Annotated in this window: 17 protein-coding genes; 9 read left to right on the plus strand and 8 right to left on the minus strand. The window is 32.3% G+C overall.

What is annotated here, in order from left to right; all coding sequences use genetic code 11:
- Positions 1-101 precede the first annotated feature (101 nt).
- From Q0891_RS11575 to Q0891_RS11595, 5 genes are all read right to left on the minus strand, one after another.
- Positions 102-2,069 carry a putative porin gene (locus Q0891_RS11575; protein WP_299101781.1) on the minus strand — a complete coding sequence of 656 codons (1,968 nt, stop codon included), beginning with the start codon at positions 2,067-2,069 and terminating at the stop codon, positions 102-104.
- Positions 2,070-2,203: 134 nt separating this feature from the next.
- On the minus strand, positions 2,204-4,174 hold the full coding sequence (locus Q0891_RS11580) for a S8 family serine peptidase (protein WP_299101784.1): 1,971 nt from the start codon (positions 4,172-4,174) through the stop codon (positions 2,204-2,206).
- A gap of 78 nt (positions 4,175-4,252) precedes the next feature.
- Positions 4,253-5,017, minus strand: coding sequence for a DUF1735 domain-containing protein (locus Q0891_RS11585; protein WP_299101786.1), 765 nt, complete (start codon positions 5,015-5,017; stop codon positions 4,253-4,255).
- Between the two features lie 31 nt (positions 5,018-5,048).
- Complete coding sequence (locus Q0891_RS11590; RefSeq protein ID WP_299101788.1) at positions 5,049-6,464, minus strand: RagB/SusD family nutrient uptake outer membrane protein; 1,416 nt, start codon at positions 6,462-6,464, stop codon at positions 5,049-5,051.
- 4 nt (positions 6,465-6,468) lie between these two features.
- Complete coding sequence (locus Q0891_RS11595; protein WP_299101790.1) at positions 6,469-9,594, minus strand: TonB-dependent receptor; 3,126 nt, start codon at positions 9,592-9,594, stop codon at positions 6,469-6,471.
- A gap of 214 nt (positions 9,595-9,808) precedes the next feature.
- On the opposite strand from Q0891_RS11595, the gene Q0891_RS11600 reads away from it, so the two are divergent.
- From Q0891_RS11600 to Q0891_RS11615, 4 genes are all read left to right on the plus strand, one after another.
- Positions 9,809-10,411 (plus strand): ribonuclease HII, encoded by a 603-nt coding sequence (locus tag Q0891_RS11600; protein WP_299101792.1) that lies wholly within the window; start codon positions 9,809-9,811, stop codon positions 10,409-10,411.
- Positions 10,412-10,447: 36 nt separating this feature from the next.
- Positions 10,448-12,811: a ribonuclease HII gene (locus Q0891_RS11605; RefSeq protein ID WP_299101794.1), complete on the plus strand. Its 2,364-nt coding sequence runs from the start codon at positions 10,448-10,450 to the stop codon at positions 12,809-12,811.
- 80 nt (positions 12,812-12,891) lie between these two features.
- Positions 12,892-14,454: an OmpA family protein gene (locus Q0891_RS11610; protein WP_299101796.1), complete on the plus strand. Its 1,563-nt coding sequence runs from the start codon at positions 12,892-12,894 to the stop codon at positions 14,452-14,454.
- Between the two features lie 105 nt (positions 14,455-14,559).
- A complete protein-coding gene (locus Q0891_RS11615; protein WP_299101798.1) occupies positions 14,560-15,609 on the plus strand; it encodes a nucleoid-associated protein in 1,050 nt (349 codons plus the stop codon).
- A 4-nt stretch (positions 15,610-15,613) separates the two neighbouring features.
- Here the strand turns inward: Q0891_RS11615 and lipB are convergent, their stop codons facing one another.
- Genes lipB through Q0891_RS11630 form a run of 3 tightly spaced genes read right to left on the minus strand, consistent with a single transcriptional unit; the run spans position 15,614 to position 17,331 of the window.
- Complete coding sequence (lipB, locus tag Q0891_RS11620) at positions 15,614-16,312, minus strand: lipoyl(octanoyl) transferase LipB (protein WP_299101799.1); 699 nt, start codon at positions 16,310-16,312, stop codon at positions 15,614-15,616.
- 3 nt (positions 16,313-16,315) lie between these two features.
- Positions 16,316-17,119: a hypothetical protein gene (locus tag Q0891_RS11625; protein WP_299101801.1), complete on the minus strand. Its 804-nt coding sequence runs from the start codon at positions 17,117-17,119 to the stop codon at positions 16,316-16,318.
- 53 nt (positions 17,120-17,172) lie between these two features.
- Positions 17,173-17,331: a YqaE/Pmp3 family membrane protein gene (locus Q0891_RS11630; RefSeq protein ID WP_173280114.1), complete on the minus strand. Its 159-nt coding sequence runs from the start codon at positions 17,329-17,331 to the stop codon at positions 17,173-17,175.
- 110 nt (positions 17,332-17,441) lie between these two features.
- Here Q0891_RS11630 and Q0891_RS11635 point away from each other — a divergent pair, with 110 nt between their 5' ends.
- The 5 genes from Q0891_RS11635 to Q0891_RS11655 all read left to right on the plus strand — a co-directional run bounded on the left by Q0891_RS11635 (position 17,442) and on the right by Q0891_RS11655 (position 22,986).
- Positions 17,442-18,497 (plus strand): LuxR C-terminal-related transcriptional regulator, encoded by a 1,056-nt coding sequence (locus tag Q0891_RS11635; protein ID WP_299101803.1) that lies wholly within the window; start codon positions 17,442-17,444, stop codon positions 18,495-18,497.
- Between the two features lie 109 nt (positions 18,498-18,606).
- On the plus strand, positions 18,607-19,014 hold the full coding sequence (locus Q0891_RS11640) for a DUF1573 domain-containing protein (RefSeq protein ID WP_299101805.1): 408 nt from the start codon (positions 18,607-18,609) through the stop codon (positions 19,012-19,014).
- A gap of 187 nt (positions 19,015-19,201) precedes the next feature.
- The gene (locus Q0891_RS11645; protein ID WP_299101807.1) at positions 19,202-20,089 is read left to right on the plus strand and encodes a thioredoxin family protein; all 888 of its coding nucleotides are present in this window, start codon (positions 19,202-19,204) and stop codon (positions 20,087-20,089) included.
- A gap of 83 nt (positions 20,090-20,172) precedes the next feature.
- Positions 20,173-21,861, plus strand: coding sequence for a lysine--tRNA ligase (gene lysS / locus Q0891_RS11650; RefSeq protein ID WP_299101809.1), 1,689 nt, complete (start codon positions 20,173-20,175; stop codon positions 21,859-21,861).
- Positions 21,862-21,993: 132 nt separating this feature from the next.
- The gene (locus Q0891_RS11655) at positions 21,994-22,986 is read left to right on the plus strand and encodes a hypothetical protein (protein WP_299101811.1); all 993 of its coding nucleotides are present in this window, start codon (positions 21,994-21,996) and stop codon (positions 22,984-22,986) included.
- Positions 22,987-23,026: the final 40 nt, after the last annotated feature.

Genomic DNA, 23,026 nt, shown 5'->3' on the forward strand with positions numbered 1-23,026 from the left:
GCAGTATAACATACCGATCTCTAAATAATAGTTAAACAGAATATAAATGATACTTACTACTCTTTAACTTTTACATTATAAGATAAGACAGTATTTTTATCTTATAGGAAAAAGTCCCAAACTAAACCAAATCGAATTATGAAGTCTCTATATGGGTGATTTGGCGCTGAAAAATAATCATAACCAGTAAAAGAAGAATTAAAATGTTCTGCTTTAAAAAATATTCGTGTTTGCCTAACCTTTGCATTGACAAAAAAATCTAGACGAGGAAAGCCTCCTAATTCAGTTTCGTTCTGTGTATAAAACTCAGCTAATAGAGGATCATAACCATTCATATTATACTTAGTAAAATAATTTAATGTTATACCTGTTTGTAGCATCATGGATTTTTTGAAAATTTGGTTTGAATAATACAATGTATTCCTTGTTATTATCGATGGCACATTTAAAACATCATCATCGCTTACAACATTTTGATACATCAAAGTATTATCTAGAGCGAAATTACCAAACTTAAATTCTCTCTGTAACTTTAAATTTAGATACTGAAGCGGTTTATCATACTGTTTAGGTTTTATAATTTTAAGATCATCAGTGTCATCCTCTAAATTAAAATATGTATAATTATCTATATTAGAAATTGCTAAAGTTGCATTGAACAGTTTTTTAGAATTAATAGCAAACTGCAATTGTTGAGTGTTTACATTATTATAACTATCAAAATTATACCAGTTATAATTGACGTAATCACTTTGATATAACAAATAATTATAGTTCGGTAAACTTGAATTAATAGATATACCACCAGTAAAACCGATATCATCATTAATATGTAGTTTAACTGAACCTTGTAAATAACTACCGGCAAATGAATCTGATATATTTACACCTCCTGATCCAGAAATATTAAATCCTTTATACTTCTTATTATATGCTCCCTCTACTCCTATAAAACTGGATTTTATTCTATTTGGGATATTCTCATCAACTAGTAAAACGATACTATTATACCCATAATTGATATCCGTATAGTTCAATGCAAACATAAAATCTCCTAAAGTCTTATTTTTATATTTTGCACCTAATGTGGCCTTAAAATTCTCTAGAGCAACCTTGTCGTTAATACTACTCGTAAAAAACTCTCCAAAATAGTCATTTGCTGCAGTTGTTTGAGTGTATCTATATGATTTCTTTTCAAAGTTAATGTTATTGAAAACTTCTAATCCATGATTTTGAATTGAATCTTTTACGTTCAATAATCTATAAGATTGTTCAAAATAGTATCGATTTCCCCTTAAAGAATTGTCGGCATCTTCAAAATTAGGATCAAAAACGGATCGGTCTAAAAATTCCTCATCTCCAGTTGTGAAACTTTCAAGATCAACATCCTTTAATCCACCATTTTCTTGATTAAAAATATCTTGAGATACTATGTAACCTTTGGCATTGTATTTACCGTTTTTTGATTTATAATTTGAAGTAAAACGGAAATTACCAGAACTTGTAAGTGCATTTTGATAATTACCTAATGATCTCAGTCCTTTGTATGCAATAGAAAAATTAAACTGTTTTGATAAATTTACCGTAAAAAAAGCATCTAACAGCTGCCCTTGCTCTACTCCTGTTTTGTAAGTAAGTCTAGTCCATGGGGTTGGCACTTCATAATAGTCAATATCATCATGATCGTAATAATTATTATGACGTGCCTGAGCTCCAAACATTGGAACCGTACTATTATTGATATCTTTATAGTATAAAGAATTATAAGTTTGACCAATATTTGCAAATTGCATGAGACCAAAATTATCCTTTTGAAGATAATTAAATTTATATGCTTTGGCAATAGATAACGTTGTATCTACTTGAATTGTGTCTAACTTACTATTAAACTTCAAATACATATCTATTGTAGCTACTTTATCTAATTCTTTAGAACGATTTAATGAAGTTGAATCAGTTATTTGAGAATCTCCTTTTTTAGCATCACTTTTTTTCTTCAATTTACTTTGAGAAACTAAAGGATTAGATGCAAAACATAAAATCAATAAAAACAAAATTCTAATATACATGTGTCTAATTCTAATTTTCAAACCAACTAAAGTACTAAATATTGTACGGTCATTTAATATTACAAATATCTTAACATAAAAAAAGACCAACAAGAATAAATGTTGATCTTTTTATTACAATATAAAATATATAATTATTCAATAATAATTTTACGTGAAGTCGTATTATTTCCGTTTTTAATATTAGCTACATATACTCCCGGCTCAACTCCATTTAAACTAATTGTTTCTGTAAAACGAGAAGCATTATTAGAATAAACATTGTTAAATACCTTTCGACCACTTATGTCATAAATGTCAATTTTAACATCGTCACTATTTGCCTTTGTATCAAAACTTACAGTAAACTCACCTTTGCTTGGGTTTGGAAATACCATTAACGAATTAGAAATTGTATTATCATCCGTACTTAATGTTAAGTTGTTACCAGTTAGGATTAAAGCGAAGTCTTGGCTTTGAGAATCAAAAGGACCACCTTCATTTCCTTGTAGCGTACCTTTATGACTTACTGTTATAGTATAAATACCTGCAGTGGCATTTTCAATTTCTACGATTTCAACATTATCTCTTACATTATCTCCTTTAACTGCTAAAAAATCTGTGCCATTAGAAAAATCTAATTTCCATGGCTCATAAACTTCAGATCCTTTTGTGATTCTTAAGTCTAGATCGTTTACCAAACGAGGTGATGGATTATTTAACTGATTATTTAAAGATCCACCAGGCATATCCGTCCAACAAATTGTAGCCTTTAATACGTCACCTGCACTAGCAGAAAAAGTATAAGTATATGTATCTCCATCATCTAGAGTAAGTTCATCAAGAATTGCATCACTTGCATCACTATCGGTAATTACGTTAGCCGCTTCTTCTACATTTAAAAAACCCCATCCAAATATAGGATCTGGCCCAACATTAGCCGTATCATCAGTAGCGGTATGGCAAACTAAACCTTTAGCTGTTGATGCCATCATAAAAGTATTATTCAACTGCTTATAATATTCTTGTAAAAGCACTATAGAACCAGCTGTATTGGGTGACGACATGGATGTTCCTGAAAACGTAGAATAAGAATCAGTAGGAACTGTAGAAAATAAATTAGTACCATCTGATGCAATATCTGGCTTAATCCTATAGTCATCTGTTGGTCCTTGACTACTACTTGAGTTAATACTTAAATTAGAAATCTCGTATGTAAAAGGTGTTAAGGATGGATTAGCATTTGCTATTACTAAATTATTCTTAGCATTCTTATCAGTTGTTAACTTATCCATTCCATCAACCATTCCATCTGGATAGGTAGTTGTTCCAGAATTACCAGCAGACATTACCACAAGATATTGTGGATTATTTTGAATTAAAGCATCTAAACTAGAAGCGTCAGAGTTATAGCATCCCATTATCCAAGAATCAATAGGACCATTACCATCGTTTGCATCAACAGGTACGCCATATGAATGATTAGATAATAAAATTGGGTTTGTTGCATTATTAACTGCTTGTACCATTTCTGAAGTATCATTAGACCAATTATATGATTTAACGAATACATTTGGTGCCATGCCTAATGCAGCAGGATTAACTCCTTTTGCAGAAATTGTACCAGTGACATGTGTACCATGATCACTAAAACCAGTATCACCATCAACAGTTACATTATCAACAATACTTATACGAGACTGCGTATTTGTTGCGTCCATAAATTCAGGGTGAGCACTTTGAGCTGGTCCTCCATCCCAAACACCAACTGTAATGTTTGACCCGCTAAAATCAAAGCCTAAAGAACCACCTGATCTAAGCGAAGTTGTTTTTGTACCTCTTGCAGCATCTAAATTATCTGTTGATTTGTAAATTGGTTTCCCATTAATAATATCATAAATAGCCATAATACCACCATTATTTAATTTGGTAGCTCTCTTTTTATCAGGATTAGTACTTAAATATTCATTAATCCTTAATTCTCGAAGATTTTCCTGCTCTAAAAGATGTTTTAATAATTCATTATTTTCCTTCGATAAATTATCATCGTACTTATAAGTATCAGTTTGAGCAAAACTAATTTGCATTATAAAACATAACACAGCAAACACAAGTATTTTTTTCATAGTCATAGTTTTAAAAAATAAAAGCCACTTTAAGTAAATACTTAAAGTGGCTAATTAAATATATTATATTAACCTTCTTTAATCAAGAACAAATGTTGTTGAACCAGAAGAAGAAATATTTCCAGGATCTGCCGAAGCACCTACTATTCCACTTGCAATAGTAACTCCATCTAAAGTAATAGTGAAACCACCACCACTGATACCATCACCGTAAGCATCATAAACAATTACACCGTAGTTACCAGCTGGTAAGCAGAATTCAGTAGTCAATGTAGCAAAATCATCATCAGGATTAACAAAAGGTCCTCCTGAAGCAATTAATACTTGACCTGTAGTTAAGTCATATAACTCCCAACTTGTTTCATCTGGCCAATCATCCGTTGTAATATTTAGTGCGATAGAATTATCAGGACAAAATAATACAATATCAATTTGTAAATCTTCACCTGCTAAGATAGAACCCGTTTGAGGTATTGATAACACTAAACTAGCACCATCTTCTGCATCAGTAATATTTGAAAACGTTACAGAAGTAGTACCTACATTAGAATTAGCAGGAATAGTCACTGTATTACTAGCAAGAACGTAACTATTAGCTGGTAGCGTAGATAATTCCGTATCTACAGCAATATCAATAGTTCTAGCAGAACTTGAAACTCTATTAGAATAAACAGTGATTTCTTGAGTAGACTCATCACCTGCCGCAACTAAAACCTCCTGTCCATTAAGAGAATTTTCAAATGAAAAGAAGTTGTTACTTCCAGCCTCAAATGCTTCCTCTTCACAACTTGTAAAAAACAATGCAAATGAAGATAATATAGTAAGGATAAATATTTTTTTCATGTTATTAAAATTAAATTAATTAAGTGTTTTATTATCTACCATCATTAACAGACGGTTCGATGAAATCATTTGCATCTATCTCAGCTTCCGGTATTTTTAATCTATACTCATTACCATCTGCTGGTACATCGAAAAACACTCTGTGGTTACCATCTCTAGTAATCCCTCTTCTTAAACGTTTAGCATCAAACCATTCAACACCTAATTCAGCATATAATTCTTTACGTCTTTCAACTAAAATCTCTTCAATTAAAGCAGCACCTGAATTACCAGAAGCAACTGCAGAAGGATCTCTATCAGACTGAAGTTCAAACAATTTAGCTTGGGCCAATCCAGTTGAACCAGATCTAGCTAAACCTTCAGCTTCGATTAACATCATTTCAGCAGAACGCATTAAACCAAAATCAGAACTAAATTCAAACATAAATTTATCTGTTGTCCAATAGTTCCAAGCCGTTGATGGCACACCGTAGAATCCTCCAATAAATCTATTTCTAACATCTGTAGCAGTAAATCTGTTTACAAAAGTTTCGTTGAAATATGTTCCTTGGTAAGAAAGAACAGAGTGGTCAGCGTGAGAATGAGGAGCTCCCCAATAAAAGTTAGACTGATCACTAGATTGTTGGTAAGCCCAAATCCACTCAGGATTTGAAGCATCTGAAAAACCAGCTCCATATAAAGCAGGTTGTAATGGGTAACCTACGCTTGCAGCACTTGCCGCTGTTGCAGCCCCTGACCAATTTTCAGTTACTAAATAAACACGCGCTAAAATTCCATTTATCACATTTTTATTTAAATAAGATTTACCTAATCTATCATCAACAGCAATATCACGAGCTGTTACTAAATCATTTATGATAAAATCATATACCTCTTGTACCGTAGACATTGCTTTACCTTCAACAGCAGGTTCCGTATAAATAGGTAATGCTGGTAATGAAGCATCATAAGTATAAGTATGTTGGAATTCCATAACTAACTGAAAGTAATAGAAAGCTCTTAAACCATAACCTTGAGCTAGTAATTCATTTTTATCAGCAGCTGATATTGAACTATCAGATACCCCTTTAATGAAAACGTTAAGGTTATTGATTATATCATAACAATAGTTCCAAGTAAATATAGTTCTTCTATAATTTGGCTCTCTATTCTCATGAGCATAGTCAAATAAAAACCATGTTGGTCCTTGAACCACATCATTTCCTTTTACAGCTCTTGCATAGTATAAAGAGTTCACACCAGCAGAATCATTGTTGGTATACTGAGCTCTAGTTCTTCTTAAAATACCTGACATATGTGTCATTGCATTTTCTTTTGAAGAGAAAACTACACTTTCTGTTACTGCATCTTGCGGTGAAGGCTCCTCTAAGAAGTCTTCGTTACACGCGTAAAACAACGGTAAAATTAATGCAACCGTTAATAATTTTTTTAAATTTCCTTTTTTCATAGTATTAAAATTTTAAAGACAGTCCGAAACTGTACGTTTTATTTAATGAAGATCTACTATCAGTAGTTCCTGCTAAACTTTGTTCAGGATCGATTCCCTCATGGCTTTGAGCAGTAAACAAGTTATCTCCTTGTAAATATAATCTTAGGCTAGAAATACCCATATCTTTCACTAACTGAGGTGAAAAATTATAACCTAGTGTTAAAGATTTTAATCTAGCAAAGTCGTTAGCGAATAAGAATCTCGTTGAAGTAGATGCAAAGTTGTTATTACTTTGAATTAAAAGAGGAACATCAGTGATGTCTCCTGGCTGTTGCCATCTATCAGCTAAATCTGCGTGACCTTGACCACCAAAGTTATTAAAACCAGACATTAATCCAGCATACTCACTATCGTATACATAAGAACCAATACTATATACAACTAAAGCTCTAAAGTCCCAGTTCTTATATCTAATATTAGTATTAAAAGCACCTTCTACATCTGGTCTAGATGTTTTATCAGCGTAATATCTTGTAGCTTCGTCATACTGCTTAGTAGTAGTTCTTCCTGTTACTTCACCTGACACAGCGTCAACTTCATCAACATACCACATACCATAACCATCAGCAGGATCAACACCAGCCCATTCACGCATGTAAAAATCATAGATTGAACGACCTTCTTCCCATCTCTTAGTTCCATTTATAAAGAATTCTTCAGGCATTTCAGTAATCACACCATAATCATTATAAAAAGTTGCGTTAGCACCTACAGATAAGTTAAAATCTTCTTTATTAATAATATTCGCATTTAAAGTAACTTCGATACCATTATTCACAACAGAACCTGCATTCGTTGTCACAGAAGTATTACCTGTTGACCCTGGAAGCGGAGTATTATAAAGTAAGTCAATTGACTCTCTATCGAAATAATCAATAGAACCAGTAATTTTATAATCAAATAAAGCAAAATCTAAACCGATGTTTGTACTAGCTGTTTTCTCCCATGTTAAGAAAGGATCAACTGCACCTCCTACAAGAACACCTGGATTATCTAAGTTTGGCCAACCTGCAGTAAATGCAAATACTGACGGGAAATATCCAATTCCTCTATTGTTACCTAGCTCTCCATAAGAACCTCTTAATTTCAAGTTAGAAACTACACTAGAGTTTTCTAAAAACTTCTCATTACTAATGATCCAAGAACCACCTACTGAGAAGAAATCTCCCCATCTTACACTCTCGCTAAATCTTGAAGATCCATCTCTTCTGTAAGATCCTTCTACAAAATACTTATTATCATAATCATATCTCAAACGACCCAATACACCATTAAGCGTTTCTCTACTTAAATTTCCACCTACACCTTCTGGTACAGTACTACCATCTTGCACAGTAACACCTTCTAAGTACCCTGTTGATTGCGCACTTAACTCATCAAATTCTAATTGGTAAGCTTCATATAGTACATCTGCACTTAAAGTATGATCTCCAAATTCTTTAGAGTAGTTTAAAGATTGAATTGCATTTATTGTAGTAGTAAAATCTCTACTTTGAGAAACACGACCACCTACACCTGCTGCATTACCGAACTCAATACTAGAGTACTGGTAATCATCGAAAATATAATGCTCATAAGATAATTGCGTCTTAAACTTTAAATCTTTAGTTATGTCAATTTCAGCATATCCATTCAACGTAGTATTATACCTTCTGTTTTTTACAACATAGTTACTCAATGCACCAAAAGCATTTTCACCAGATAATACTGGTCTACTACCATTTACTGACTGGACATTTTGACCGTAATCAAAAATTAAACCACCATCAGCATCGAAGATAAACCCTCCATCTGTATCTCTTCTGTACACTGGGTAAATAGAAGATACTGAATATGCCCATTGAATAGCACTTTGAAAAGATGATCCAGATTGTGTTGGAACGTTAGAGTTAGATGTAGAGTAAAACATATTACCACCAACTTTTAACCAGTCAGTAATTTGAGAATCTACTCTTAATCTACTTGTTACCCTTTCGTAAGCCGTAGTTTTTACATTACCTTCTTCTTTTAAATAATCAACAGAGAAGAAATACGTTGTTTTATCATCACCACCAGATACATTTAAACCATGGTTTGTTCTGTTACCAGTTGGACGTGTTAAAACGTCTAACCAATCAGTATCCCATAATAAATTTGCTCCAGGAACAATATTACCGTCAGTCCCAACTGGGTTAGCAGTATCATAAGGATTATATCCTATAGAAGAAATTAAGTTAGCAGAAGCAAAAGTCGCTGCATCACTAGCAGAAAGACCATTTACATATTGCTCTCTATTACGAGCAGCCTCCCAAGCATATTTCATCCATTCTTCTGAACCTAATACATCTTGAAAATCTACAGCGTTATCAGAAACACCAAAAGAAGTATTTAATTCAATAACTGGCTTAGAATCTTTCTTACCAGATTTTGTTGTAATAACAACAACACCATTAGATCCACGAGAACCATAAAGTGAAGTAGAAGATGCATCCTTTAATACAGTTAAAGATTCAACTTGATCCTGACTAATAGAGTTTAAGTTACCATTAAATGGAGAACCATCTACGATAATTAATGGATCAGCAGAAGCAATTACAGAACCTACACCTCTAATTCTAATTGTAGGATTCTCCCCAGGAACACCTCCCGATGTTAAAACACTTACACCTGTAACATTACCTTGTAATGCAGCAGTTACTGAAGTTGCTTGCGTTTTTGAAATGATTTCGGAATCTACTAGTTCAACTGCACCTACAAGAGACTCTTTTGTTTGAGTACCATAAGCCACAACTATTACCTCATCTAAAGTACTATCAGACTCAAGTGTTACATCATAAGTGCTAGCACCTGCGATTTTCACTTCAGCATCAACCATACCTACATAAGATATTACCAGTACATCACCTTGATTAACCTTAATGGCAAATTTACCATCAAAATCTGTTTGTTGACCTCTAGAGGTCCCTTTTACAATTACACTTGCACCAGGAAGGGGTAAACCATCTGAAGCTGTTGTAACTGTACCTGTGACAGTTTTCTCTTGTGCAAAAGAAAATTGCATCACGAACGCCATAAATAGCGTTAATAACCATGTTAATTTTAATTTCATAAAACAATTATTTGAGTTAGTCTATTTGCAAACATCTTAATTTAATATTAAATAAACAAGTGTTTTTGCCAAAAAAATGTTAATGCTTTTGAAGATTCTTAATTCGAATTTTCATTTGATTTTTTCAACGTTTTCAGCGTTAACTCACTACTTAGATGTAAAAAGTGTAAAAGGGTTGCGTTAAAATTTTAACTTTGTTCAAAATTTTAACATTTTGAGTCTAAAAACACGATACTCTTCCTTTGATTTTGAATGCGGAACTGATGAAGCAGGACGCGGTTGCCTCGCAGGACCAGTTACTGCCGCTGCAGTTATTCTACCAGATTTATTTAAAAACAAAATATTAAATGACTCAAAACAACTCTCAGAAAAGAAAAGACAACTATTAAAACCTATTATTGAAACGGAAAGTGTTTGCTTCGCTGTTAAGCATATCTTTGAAGATGAAATTGACACAATTAATATATTAAATGCTTCTATAAAGGCGATGCATGAGTCTATTGACCAGTTAACTATTCAACCAGATTATATAATTGTAGATGGAAACAAGTTTAAACCTTATAAATCTGTTCCTTATGAAACTATAGTTAAAGGCGATAGCAAATACTTGAGTATTGCTGCTGCTTCTGTATTGGCCAAAACTTACCGAGATGAGTTTATGGAAAAAATTCACAATGAGTTCCCAATGTACAATTGGAAACAAAATAAAGGCTATCCTACTAAAGCGCATAGAGCTGCCATAAAAAAGTATGGCGTTACAAAATATCATAGAAAATCATTTAGATTATTGCCTGAGCAGTACCAATTGGATTTATAACTTTTTATATTTGTATTCTAATTTTATCTTTAATTTATGAAGCAATTTGGTTTTTTAGTTCTTTTATCATTATTCTTTTTAGGTTGTCAAAATGACTATAATAAAACCAAACTGCCCTATCAATTTATTCCGAGCAATACGCAATCAGTACTATTAATTAATGAATTAAGTGACTTTAGCAATAGTTTAAGCAATAATGAAATACTTTCTAGTATTTACAAAAGCAAGCTAAATTCTATTTCTGAAATATTTAGAAACCTGAATACAACAGATCAAGTTATTCTAGCTTTTCCTGATTCGATCAATTCTAACTACATCGTTCTAACAAAAAACGATAGCACCTTATTTGTTACTGATAGTATTAAAAATCATGTGTCAGAATCACTTGCAGATTCCAAGATTAAAAAAACAACAATTGAATCTTCAATATTTTATCATAAAATAATAGGAAACACATTTGCAGGTTCCAATAATCTAGATCTATTAAAATCTTTAAATTCTGAAAATGAAAATTTACAGATGTCTAAGATGATAGAAACAGCCGATACCAAATCAATTGCTTCAGTTGTCTACAAATCTAAAACAGACGATTACTCAAAACTTATGTTTAGTGATTTTCTGAATGACAACAATTCTAAACTAGCTTTATTAGATTTTAACTTCACAAACAAAAAACTCAATTATAACGGATTATTAAAATCTAAAGATTCTAGCATTAACTATCTAAATAGCTTCAAATCCACTGTTCCTCAAAAAACAAATACCATTTTTATAGCACCAGAAAGCACAAGTTCGTTAACCAGTATTTCTTTTGATGATTTCACAACGTTTAAGCAAAATCTAGACGCTATAAAAAACAGTATTGATGAAGATATACCAACATATCTAAACTTCACAAACGAAATTGCACTTGTAGATAATGCCCTAATACTACACACTCTTGACCCTAATTTAATTATAGAATCTATTGAAGAAAAATCATTTAATAAAACTTTTAGAGATATTGATATTTACTCACTTGAAAATACGGACGTATTTAATTCTATCCTAGAGCCATTCATCTCATTTAACGAGGCTAATTTTTTTACGGTTTACGACAACTTCGTGATATTTACATCTTCAATAGAAAGTTTAGAATCTATTTTAACAAATGCATTAAACGAAAACACATTATCTACTCTAGACAGTTTTATTTCAATAAACGAAAATCTTAGTGACGAATCCTCGGTCTTTATTTTTAAAAATTCTAAAGCGCTTTCTCAAATAATGGGAAATACTTTAAAGGGTTATAATGCAAATGCCGTACAATTTGTACAAGAAGATGACTACACACATATCAATGGAATTATTCAAAAATATAAAAAACGAGCGGCTTCGAATTCTGTGAGCGAAACATTTACGACAGCCCTTGAAGCCGAAATTTTAAATGCACCACAAACTGTTAAGAACCATATAACCAAAGCACATGATATTGCTGTCCAGGATATTAATAATACTCTTTATCTAATTTCTAGCTCAGGTAACATCCTTTGGAAAAAACAATTACAAGGAAAAATTCTTGGACAAATTGAACAAATAGACATCTACAAAAACGGAAGATTACAGCTTGTATTTGCAACAGAAAATAAAGTTTATGTTTTAGATAGAAATGGGAACGACGTATCGCTTTTCCCAATGAAATTTAATGATAAAATCACACAACCACTCTCAATTTTCGATTACGATAAACAAAAAAATTATAGACTTCTCGTTACACAAGGTAAAAACTTGTTGATGTACGATGCTAAAGGGAAACAAGTAAAAGGTTTTGATTATAAAGCCAATGGTTCTAACATAAATACGCAACCAAAACATTTTAGAATTGGGACAAAAGATTATATCGTTTTTGGCGCTGGAGAATCTTTACAAATTTTAAACCGACAAGGTAGTAAAAGAATTAATGTAAAAGATAAAATTAGATTTGCTGAAAATGATATCTTCTTATATCAAAATAAGTTTACTACAACCAACACCTTAGGTCAACTTGTACAAATAGATACACGTGGAAAAGTAGCATCAAAAAATTTAAACCTAACTGATAAACACAAACTTTACACAACTAGTAAAACTTTAGTGACTTTAAGTGAAAATCAATTAAAAATTAAATCGAGAAAGATAGATTTAGATTTTGGCGAATATACAGCCCCAGAAATCTTTTACTTAAATGACAAAATCTACATCACAACAACCGATTTACAATCTAAGAAAGTCTACCTATTTGATAGTCAAGCAAAATCAATTCCTAATTTTCCTGTTTTTGGTACTGCTCCTGCAAAACTTCAGAAACTCGATAATGAAAACGGTTTAGAACTTATTACACAAAGCGACGATAAAACAATTGTTGTGTATAAGCTGCACTAAAAACTCTTTCATTATGATATTTATTTTTTAATACCATTACTTATTGCTAATTTTAGACTCCAAACAATCAACTAGTTAGAATGAGAAAATCTTTTATATTTAAACAAATTATACTTACTTCAATTATAATATGTTTTGTAACTCCCAACTTAGAAGCTCAGACAAAAAAACTTAAACGTCCAAAAAGTAAAGTTGGCATTAATAGTGTAGACCGTTTCGTTAAAGAATCCTTTGACCTCTATGATAAGGTTTACAAATATGATGCCTATGCAGCCACAGGTACACCACTAGAGGACGAAGATTTAGATGTCTTAGAGGATGCTATAGAAGAAATAACAGTTTTAAGCGAAAGTGCACCAGATATTTTAAGTGATTTAGAAGGCAAAGGCGCTGTTAAACAAGCCAAAGCGACTCTTCAAATTAATCGTGCTAAGAAAGCGCTTAAATACAGCATTAAAACAGCTAAAGAATTGCTCCTTGGTCAACGACAATCACAAGAAGAAGAAGAAGAAGAAGAAGAAGAAGAAGAAGAAACGGCACCTCAAACAGATTCTAACAAAGAACCTAAGCAACAACCTCAAGAAACCCAAGAGAACGAAGAAATTGAAAACCTTAACGTATCAGATCAATTAGAAATTTATAGTAAATATGATTTTGTTCCTGGAGACAACGCCTTATTCTTTGATGATTTCTCACAAGATTTTGTTGGCGATTTCCCTTCTAAGTGGAACACTAATGGCTCTGGCGAAGTCATTAGAACTAATAAAGCTGAAGGAAATTGGTTTGAAATGATACATGGCAACAGCATATTTTACATTCCGGACGTCAACCAACTACCAGAAGATTATACAATTGAATTTGATGTACTCACTTCAGGATTATCAAAACACACCTCAATGTTCGCTGCTTTAACAGTAGTAATTAGTGATTCGGATAATTTTGTAAACGGCAAGGAGCATTACGCCAAAATTTCTATCCCTTTTGTTCAAAATTCTAATGGTAAAATTAACTGTCATAACTATTTCAATAGATCAGGTGGAGACATTAATAGCTATATAAAAGCAGACATTTCTAAAGAGGTTTTAAACCAACCACACATTGCAATATCTGTAACAAAAAAACGATTAAGACTTTGGGTAAACGAGACTAAACATGTAGATATCCCAAGATTTATAGAAGAACTCAATGTATTAAATTATTTAAAATTTAGCGTTAGTTCTCTTAAAGATGTAGAACACGTTTTTATTAAAAACTTAAAAGTTGCTGAAGGCGGAGTAGATTTAAGACGAAAACTATTATCAGAAGGTAAAATTTCTACCAATGGTATTTTATTCGATTCTGGCTCATCTAACATTCAACCGCAATCTTTAGGAATTGTTAGACAGATTTCGCAAGTTTTAATGCAAGATGAAACCATAAAACTCAAAATCATTGGCCATACAGATGCAGATGGGCCAGACGACACCAATTTAAAGCTATCAAAAGATAGAGCTCATGCTGTTAAAGACGCTTTAGTTAGCATTTATAAAATATCTAGTGAGCGATTAACAACAGATGGCAAAGGCGAAACACAACCCGTTGACGACAATAATACTGCAGATGGTAAAGCACAAAATAGACGTGTAGAGTTTATTAAAATATAAAGCCAGTGAATGAGAATACAGCGCAAATTAATTAGTACGTTTTCTTATTTTTAACATCTCCATTTTGTAACATTGTAAACTCTAATTAAGTCTAAGATTTTACAAATGATAAAAAGACAAAAAGCTTCACTTAAAAGTTGCATTATCCACAAAGTTGGAAACAAGTTTAATGGCACTAAAAATGCATTTTCAGATGCTATCGTTCATTTTGATGAAGCCACTTACAATCTAATGCTGCCATATCTTCTTAAACCATTTGTTAGTGTTGCTGAGAATTATCGTTTTCATCATCACAGCGACGTCGGACTCAATGAAATTAACACTTATAGCGATCAGCTCTTTAAAGACGATGCTGATTTTGTAGATATCTCTAAACACATCGTCACACACCTATTTGAACAAAGTAATTCTGCACAAATTAAAACAGGCGATGTCCTTATTTGTCATTTTGAAAATGTACAATACGAAGACTATTTTACAGATGCCATAGGCATTTTTAAAATTGAAAATAAAACAGAATTCTTTCAGACGTATTTAGAAGATAACAATTATGACATATTAGTTCAAAAAGGGATTCAAGCAAAGAAAGTAGACAAAGGTTGTTTAATACTCAATACCTCTGATATGGAAGGTAAAATTGTGTTTAGTGTAGATAATAATACTTACGACACCCAATACTGGATCAAAAGTTTCCTAAACATTAGATATCCTGATGATAGCAACCAACACACCAAGAATTGTATTGAGCTTTGTAGAGAGTTTTCAAAAGAAGTTTTACAACCCAATTATGGTGGGCAAGAACAAAGTAATTTCTTGGCAAAAACAGTAGATTTTTTCAAAGAAAATGAAATTGTAAATATTGATACTTTTAAAGAAGAGGTCTTTGAAGAGGAAGATAAAATTCAGTTATTTGAAGACTATAAAAAAACCTATGAAAGCGACAATAAAGTCCTCATTAGAAACCAGTTTGACGTTTCTGAAATTGCATTAAAAAAGCAAAAACAAAAGATAAAAACCGAAATAAAACTAGACACCAACATTCAAATAAAACTGGATGTTGATGCTCCTGATGCTTCGGCAGAATATCTAGAACGCGGTTATGACGAAGAGAAGAAAATGCACTACTACAAAGTGTTTTTTAACGATGAAACGTAATTCACTAAACAAAATCAGCTTCAAAAAGCGCTTCAAAGTGCTTCAAAATTTTTGCTTTAACTTCAGCTTCATCAACAATATCAATACCTAATTCATTATTTAAAGTTGTTACTGCTTTTCCTCGAATACCACATGGAATAATATTATCAAAATAACCTAAATCTGCATTCACGTTAAGCGCAAATCCATGCATCGTTACCCAACGACTTGCTCTAACACCCAATGCGCAAATTTTACGAGCAAATGGCGTACCAACATCTAGCCAAACACCAGTTTCTCCGGGACTACGCTCAGTTTTTAAACCATATTCTGCCAAAGTAAGAATTATAACTTCCTCTAAAAAGCGTAAGTACTTATGAATATCGGTAAAAAAATTATCGAGATCTAAAATAGGATAACCCACAATTTGTCCAGGACCATGATATGTAATATCTCCTCCTCTATTAATCTTGTAAAAAGTAGCTTCCTTTTCTTTAAGTTGAGCTTCAGAAAGCAACAAATTAGACAAGTCACCACTCTTACCTAAAGTGTAAACATGCGGATGCTCTACAAACAGAAAATGATTATCAGTAACTAAGCCTGCATCTTCCCTTCTATTTTTAATTTTAGTATCTAAAATGGCTTTAAAAAGCGTCTCTTGGTAATCCCAAGTTTCCTTAAAATCTTTAGTTCCAAGATCTTTAAGTTGTATGTTTTTATTCAAATCTTAATCCTCTAAAACAACATCTAAATTCATTACAGTTTCATCTTTATTAATTTCGCTCCAAGCGACCTTATAATGTACTGTTTTTCCGTCCCTAGATATTGTTGCATTTGTGTTTGAAACTGATTTCACTTTTCTTGGAAATGTGTAGGTTATGGTATAAAATGAAGCAGAAAAAATCTCCTCAAATTGCATCTCTAACTGCTTACCAAAATCATCCTCTTCTGCTTCAGAATCCATGTCTTGAGTTTCCTCTGTTACTTCGTCTTTTTTAATTAATGAAGCAGGTTGTACTCTACTAAACGTATTATTTACAAATGAATAATTAACTTCTTTAGTTTTTGTTAATTCCTCCATTTGATCCTCTGGTGCAGCACCTTCTTCATTACTAATACTCTTCACTATTCCCATAGCCTCATCCATTTGATCATTAATGGTTTTTAACTCATTTACAGTTTCAAACGGCTTAATCATAGTAAACTCAAACACCTCGTTTGCTTCGTCCATGTTTACATGAACAATCATTCCTTTCAACTTTTCTAAATTAGCCTTTTGCTCACTAGACAACGAGGCAATACTGTCTTTATGAGTTTTAAATAAATCATTAAAAACAATAGTTGTGTCCATTTTTTTCATCTCAGCTTCTGGTTTAGTTGGCCCTTGAGATCCTGCAATTTGCATCATAGGAGACAGATCGAAAGACGATTTATAATCGCCACCCATATTATCATTGAATATAATAGATTCTGTAACATTACAGCTCGTTAAAAAAGCCACAACTGATAGTAATAAGAATACTTTTTTCATTTTCAGGAAAATTTAAATTAGTAGACAACAAAGGTAACCAAAATGAATGTTTCTTATCGTTTAGGATTATTCAAAATAATTAAGGCTGCTATAACACCAGGAACCCAACCGCAAATCCATAGCAAAAATGTAATAAAGATGGAGCCACAACCTTTGTCAAAAACTGCCAAGGGTGGAAAAATAATAGATAAAATAACACGCCAGATACTCATAATTTGTTTTTTGATTTGATGCACACATAGGACGTTGATTCTATTAAATTGTTACATTTTTTATGAATTCATCATATTGAAATCACATTAAAATTATGTAGTTTCGTTCTATGCGAATAAAAATTCTTTTCGTTTTTATAGTTATTTCTTCTGTTTGCAAAGCTCAATATTCATTCTCTGGCTATACAAACCCTGAAGAATGGGATAAATCTGTATACTTATCAATTGTAGATGATTACAGAAAGATGGCTGGCGTTTATTCCGAACAAATTATCGCAAAAACCACTGCGGATTCTACTGGATATTTTGAGTTTAAAGGCAATATTTTAGATTTTGATAATAGAATTTATCGCATCCACGTAGATCGGTGCTCTGATGACAAGCAAGGTGTCAATCATTTTAATGGGCATTGTAGTGATAGTGAGGCATTGTTATTTATTGCAAAAAATACAGACACTTTAAAGCTTCCTTTTTCATTTGGAAAACAAATATTTTGTGAAGTAGAATCTAATAACCCAAAAGCCAATGCGTTTTTAAAAATTGATTCTTTAAAAAACGATATGCGTTTTGCGTACGGCGAATTTAGAAGTGAAGCCAACCGAAGATTAAATAACAAAAAGTGGTTTAAAACACTTCAATCCTATGGCGAAACTTTAAATGAACCTTTAGCAGAACTATATATATTCACATATTTATCTGAAAGAAGTAGTGATTTACACAGTTATTATATTGAAGATTTAAAAAACAATGATTACTATGACAATCTTAAAGCAAGATTAGAACAATCTTACCCAAATACATTATATACTAAGCAGTATAAAAACGAATTAGAAGCGGATCGATATATGCTTGAAAATTCGTCTGGGAAAACCAATTCTAACTTAAATGTACTGTTATATTCCTTTTTAGCGCTTTCTTTAATATTAAATGGATTTTTCTTATTCCGATACTGGAAACAAAATAAATCTAAAATTGAAGATTTAAAAGCTAAATTATCTAAACAAGAGCAAGTGGTTTTAGAACATTTACTCATGGATAAAACAAATAAAGACATTGCAGAATCACTTTTTCTGAGTGTTAGCACTGTAAAAACTCACACCAATAATATCTACAGAAAGTTGAATGTGCAATCTAGAGATGACGCAAAGTCGTTGTTTACCAAGTAATTACAAAATTACAACCAAGTACTAGTACCGATTTCCAACCTAGTTTTATCAAAAAACACATCTAAATCCTTGATGTTTGCTTTCATAGAAATCATAAAAACATTTTATCATGAAACAAACATTAAACATTGCATTCCTTTTAGTTTTTACTTTAAGCTTTTTTAGCGTAGCTCCAACCGAATTTAATAAATACGATAGCAAAGTCGCTATTATGAAATTTGAAACAGAGGTTATAAACTACGGAACTATTGTTCAGAATTCCGAAGGGAAACGACTATTCACTTTTACAAACACTGGTGATGCTCCTTTATTTATTACCAAAGTAAAAACAAGCTGTGGCTGCACAGTACCCAATTACTCAAAAGCTCCAATTCAACCAGGCGACCAAGGCGAATTAGAAATTAAGTACGACACAAAAAGATTAGGCGCTTTTACAAAAACAATAACTGTAACATCTAATGCTGAAGGTGGCAACAAAATATTAAAGATAAAAGGGAACATTGTAGCCGCCAAATAAGCGCTGTCTACATTAAAATCTAGCATTTCATTTTATTCTAAGCTCGTTTCAGCATCTTATAAATTGATGTTAATTTACTTTTAGATCACGAAACGAGTTCAGAATAATCTACTTTTTTAAAACAGCATTTAAGCAAATCATCATCATCATCATCATCATCATCATCATCATCATCATCATCATCATCATGAAAACGAACATCATCACAATCATAATCATAGCATTATTTACATTTCAGATAAATGCACAACTCAATACAGAAATCATTGAAGAAGGCGAAACTCCTTTTTTATTAGGAAAAATCAATAAGAAAGGTTTGGAAGGCGAAAATTATAAGTCTTGGTTTACTTCAAACTACAATAACTACGAACCAAATTCAGAAATAATAGACAAAATTTCTTCAAAATTAAAAACCTACAACATTCAACTTTTTATGGGAACATGGTGTGGCGACAGCAAACAAGAAGTTCCTAAATTATATAGGGTTTTAGAAGCATGTAATTTCCCTATGGAACAATTAACCGTTATCGCTGTTAGCAGAAAGCCAGATATGTACAAACAAAGTCCACAGCACGAAGAAGCAGGCTTAAATATTCACAGAGTACCAACGATAATTTTTTACAAGAATAATATAGAAGTCAATAGAATTGTAGAACACCCAATTGACTCATTTGAAGAAGATATAAAAAACATTATCACGGAAAATAATTATATATCTAATTATCAAATTGTCGCTTCTGTTGATGCCATTTTAGAACAGAAAGGTCAAAAAGGGCTCAATAGAAAACAGAAAAAATTATTAAAAACATATAAAGGCAAGGTCAGTAGCATGTATGAGCTTAATACTTATGGCAGAATATTATACAGTACCAACCGAATTGAAGACGCAATAACTGTTTTCACTTTAAACACCAAACTGTTTCCCGAAGAACCTAGAACACATATGACTTTAGCAAATTCACTAAGCACTAATGGTAACAAAGAAAGGGCAATAGACGTGCTAAATAATGCAATAAAATTACTTCCCAACAACGCTGATTTAAAAGAAAACCTTAAGGTTATAAAATCTAACTAAAAAGGTGCTCTTTAATTTTTGTAAAAATTGTAATTTTGCATCTGCTTACTTCAAAACGAGTAAGACATTAAAAATTAACAAGAATGCAACTTTCAGAACAAGAATTGGTAAGACGCCAAAAGTTAGACAAGCTAAGAGCTTTAGGGATTAACCCTTATCCAGCGGATTTATTTCCGGTAAATCATACTTCTAAACAGATAAAATCTGACTTTGAGGAAGGTAAACAGGTTATCATTGCTGGTCGTTTAATGGCTATTAACATTCAAGGAAAAGCGTCTTTTGCGCAATTACAAGATAGTGAAGGTCGTATTCAAGTTTATTTTAATAGAGATGAAATTTGCGAAGGCGAAGACAAGTCTTTGTATAATGATGTGTTTAAGAAATTATTAGACCTAGGTGATTTTGTGGGTATTGAAGGTACTCTTTTTACAACGCAAGTTGGCGAAAAAACAGTGATGGTTAAAGATTTTAAACTGCTTAGTAAAGCACTAAAACCTTTACCAATTCCTAAGCAAAAAGATGGTGTTACTTATGATGCCTTTACAGATCCTGAATTACGTTATAGACAACGCTACGCAGATTTAGTTGTAAATCCGCATGTAAAAGAAGTATTTGTAAAGCGTACAAAATTGTTTAATGCCATGCGTCAGTTTTTTAATGATGCTGGTTATTTTGAAGTAGAAACTCCGGTTTTACAACCTATTCCAGGAGGCGCAGCAGCACGTCCGTTTATAACACATCACAACAGTTTAGACATTCCATTATACATGAGAATTGCTAACGAGCTATACCTTAAACGATTAATCGTTGGTGGTTTTGATGGTGTTTATGAGTTTTCTAAAAACTTCAGAAATGAAGGTATGGACAGAACGCATAATCCAGAATTTACAGCCATGGAAATCTATGTATCTTACAAAGATTACAATTGGATGATGGATTTCTGTGAGCAACTTTTAGAACATTGTGCACTTGCAGTAAACGGAACTTCTGAAGCTACCTTTGGAGAACATAAAATAAACTTTAAAGCGCCTTATAAGCGTATAACCATGCGCGATTCTATATTAGAATTCACCGGTTTTGATATATACAATAAGTCTGAAGACGAAATAAGAGCAGCTGCAAAAGCCATGCATATTGAAGTTGATGAGACTATGGGTAAAGGGAAATTAATTGATGAAATTTTTGGTGAAAAATGTGAAGGCAACTACATACAACCTAGCTTCATTACAGATTACCCTAAAGAAATGAGTCCTTTATGTAAAGAGCATAGAGAAAACCCAGAATTAACTGAGCGTTTTGAGCTCATGGTTTGTGGTAAAGAAATTGCAAATGCTTACTCTGAGCTTAACGACCCAATTGATCAGCGCGAACGTTTTGAGCATCAATTAAAACTCGCTCAAAAAGGTGATGACGAAGCTACCGAATTTATAGATCATGATTTTTTACGTGCACTAGAATACGGAATGCCTCCAACATCTGGAATGGGAATTGGTATGGACCGTTTAATTATGTTCTTAACCAATAACCAAAGTATACAAGAAGTGTTATTCTTTCCACAGATGCGACCAGAAAAGAAAAAGGTTGACTTAAGTGATAATGAAAAAGCGATTCTTGAAGTTTTAAAAGCTGAAAAACGAATGGATTTAGTAGCCTTAAAATCGCAGTCTGGTTTAAGCAATAAAGGTTGGGATAAAGGCATTAAAGGCTTAGGAAAACATGGTTTAACTAAAGTTGAAAAAACCGATGATGGCTTATTTGTAGAATTGGTATAATCTGCATTACATATTAATTTTAAAAAAGAAGAACCATTGTTATATGGTTCTTCTTTTTTATTAAGATTTCAAACTATCTCCAAGGTTTTTATAATTATTTCTTTTTTGTACATTAGCAACAAACCTAAATCTATGTCTTATCAATTTAAAACCCTATTTGGGCTTCTTGCTATTCTATTGAGTTTCGTTTCCTGTGAAAAAGATGATTCTATAACACCTGTAGAATCTCCTATTGTTGTAGCTCAGTTTCAAACTAACCTATCTGATCTTAACTTATTTCTTGGTAATTTAGACGAATTAAATATTACTGACAAGGCTTTTGAATACAACCTAAACACCACTTTATTTACAGACTATGCACACAAACAAAGACTTATAGCCTTACCAGAAGGGACAAGCATGGCTTTTGATGGTGACGGGTTACCAATATTCCCAGATAACACAGTAATAGCAAAAACGTTTTATTACAACGCTGATGAACGCGATTTGTCTTTAGGCAGAACAATAATTGAAACACGTATTTTAATTAAACTTAACGGCAATTGGGAAACTGGAAATTATAAATGGAATACTGAGCAAACTGATGCCATTTTAGACAACACAGGAGGTGAATTGCCTGTTACTTGGATTGATTTGGATGGTACTAGTAATACTTCAAATTATAAAATACCTGCAGATACAGACTGCTTTACATGCCACTCTAATAGCGAGAACATTTTACCTATTGGTCCTAAACTAAGATCAATGAACTTTGATATTAATGGTGTAAATCAGTTAGAAGAATTTATAACAAATCAACAATTAATAGGTGTAGCAAGTAGTTCTGCTGTTAGAAGCTTACCAAACTGGGAAGACACCTCGCTTCCATTAGATATAAGAGCAAGAGCTTATATTGATATTAACTGTGCGCATTGCCATATTCCTGGAGGCAGTTGCGAGGATCAATCTACACTAAATTTAGCTTTTGAAGTTCCTTTAGAAGACACTAACATGATAGATCAGAGTGTACTTATGGATTACAGAGTCTCTTTTTACTTAGACGGTATTAGCATGCCATACATTGGGACAACAATGAGACATACTGAAGGTTTAGATCTTATTCAACAATACATGAATACCCTTTGAAAATCACGTTAAAAATATACTAAAATCAAGGAAAAAATTA

This window comes from uncultured Winogradskyella sp., assembly GCF_947498005.1.
Taxonomy (GTDB): Bacteria; Bacteroidota; Bacteroidia; order Flavobacteriales; family Flavobacteriaceae; genus Winogradskyella.

Bases quoted from the DNA above. Each gene is read 5' to 3' on its own strand.
- Q0891_RS11595 (WP_299101790.1), bottom strand. From the start codon at position 9,594: ATGAAATTAAAATTAACATGGTTATTAACGCTATTTATGGCGTTCGTG.
- Q0891_RS11635 (WP_299101803.1), top strand. From the start codon at position 17,442: ATGCGAATAAAAATTCTTTTCGTTTTTATAGTTATTTCTTCTGTTTGC.
- Q0891_RS11590 (WP_299101788.1), bottom strand. From the start codon at position 6,464: ATGAAAAAAGGAAATTTAAAAAAATTATTAACGGTTGCATTAATTTTA.
- Q0891_RS11580 (WP_299101784.1), bottom strand. From the start codon at position 4,174: ATGAAAAAAATACTTGTGTTTGCTGTGTTATGTTTTATAATGCAAATT.
- Q0891_RS11575 (WP_299101781.1), bottom strand. From the start codon at position 2,069: ATGTATATTAGAATTTTGTTTTTATTGATTTTATGTTTTGCATCTAAT.
- Q0891_RS11640 (WP_299101805.1), top strand. From the start codon at position 18,607: ATGAAACAAACATTAAACATTGCATTCCTTTTAGTTTTTACTTTAAGC.
- Q0891_RS11610 (WP_299101796.1), top strand. From the start codon at position 12,892: ATGAGAAAATCTTTTATATTTAAACAAATTATACTTACTTCAATTATA.
- Q0891_RS11605 (WP_299101794.1), top strand. From the start codon at position 10,448: ATGAAGCAATTTGGTTTTTTAGTTCTTTTATCATTATTCTTTTTAGGT.
- Q0891_RS11645 (WP_299101807.1), top strand. From the start codon at position 19,202: ATGAAAACGAACATCATCACAATCATAATCATAGCATTATTTACATTT.
- Q0891_RS11630 (WP_173280114.1), bottom strand. From the start codon at position 17,331: ATGAGTATCTGGCGTGTTATTTTATCTATTATTTTTCCACCCTTGGCA.
- lysS (WP_299101809.1), top strand. From the start codon at position 20,173: ATGCAACTTTCAGAACAAGAATTGGTAAGACGCCAAAAGTTAGACAAG.
- Q0891_RS11655 (WP_299101811.1), top strand. From the start codon at position 21,994: ATGTCTTATCAATTTAAAACCCTATTTGGGCTTCTTGCTATTCTATTG.
- Q0891_RS11615 (WP_299101798.1), top strand. From the start codon at position 14,560: ATGATAAAAAGACAAAAAGCTTCACTTAAAAGTTGCATTATCCACAAA.
- Q0891_RS11625 (WP_299101801.1), bottom strand. From the start codon at position 17,119: ATGAAAAAAGTATTCTTATTACTATCAGTTGTGGCTTTTTTAACGAGC.
- Q0891_RS11585 (WP_299101786.1), bottom strand. From the start codon at position 5,017: ATGAAAAAAATATTTATCCTTACTATATTATCTTCATTTGCATTGTTT.